Genomic DNA, 1140 nt, shown 5'->3' on the forward strand with positions numbered 1-1140 from the left:
TGCATAAAAGCCATGATGAGTACCCGTGAATACTGGTCCGGACAGTCTACCAGTCTGGGTAATCGTATCGTGCGCTGGATCGACCTGTACTTCCCTGAGTTCCGGAGCGTGTTTCAGGAATGGAACGGTATTCGGTCACTGGCGACGCTGAAAGCTTTTGCGCTGCCTGACGATCTTCGGCACTTAAATGCCGAGGAAGTGATGGAAGGATGGCGGAACCAAGGAATGCGTCGTGTAGCCGGAGTCAGTGGTAAAGCAAAAGCAGTAGAACTACTGAACGCTGCAGCACACAGCATCGGAAAGTCGCATACAAACGACGCAGCACGCCAGGAAATCCTGCGCCTCATCCTTTTTTACGAGCAAACACAACGCACGCTTGATGAGATGCAGCAAGAGCTTGAGTCTCTCTTGGAGCAAGTGCCTCTAACGGAACAGTTACGCAGCATAGATGGATTGGGCACAATCACCATCGCATGTCTACTGGGCTGTGCGGGTGATTTGCGTCACTATGCGCATGGCAGACAGCTGCTGCGTCGTGCTGGTCTCAACTTGGCGGAACGAACGTCTGGAAAACACAAGGGTCAGGTCAAACTCTCCAAGCGTGGTGACAGTATGCTGCGTAAGTACTTGTACATGGGAATATTGAATTTAGTGAAACAGAACGCAGATTTCAAGAAATGGCATGCGCAGAACCAAATGAGGGGAATGACGAAGATGGCCTCCATCTTCAAACTTATGGGCAAGTTAGCACGTATCCTAATTGGCATGGTTCAGCGAGGAGAAACATACCGGAGCCAGCTCCATGATGTAATAGCAGCATAATAATGAACAACAGTATCCGTCCACCATCTTACGAATGCTGACCCGTTCGCGGGACTACAACGACAAGTATGCACAGAGAACCGAGTACCGCAACCGTTAGGGCAATTGACCCATCCGCTAAACGCTATCGGTCTCCACGCCTTGGTCAGGTACAACGAAGGAATGTAAGGGCATTGACCCGTCGAGACATGGGAGGGTGAACCTCCAAGGGACAAGTGGAGCGTGCAGTAGAACTTAAAGAGAAGTGCGCATCAACGCAACTTCTGTTCCTGCATACCCCGACTGTGTCATCAACAACTGTCAGCCCTAATTCCATCG

Annotated in this window: 1 protein-coding gene; it reads left to right on the top strand. The window is 50.8% G+C overall.

The window, feature by feature from the left end; all coding sequences use genetic code 11:
* Window positions 1-822 (top strand): transposase (locus DFQ01_RS30755; protein WP_146216949.1); only part of this gene is annotated, 822 nt, incomplete at its 5' end.
* Window positions 823-1140: the final 318 nt, after the last annotated feature.

It is taken from the genome of Paenibacillus cellulosilyticus (assembly GCF_003182255.1).
Taxonomy (GTDB): Bacteria; Bacillota; Bacilli; order Paenibacillales; family Paenibacillaceae; genus Paenibacillus_T; species Paenibacillus_T cellulosilyticus.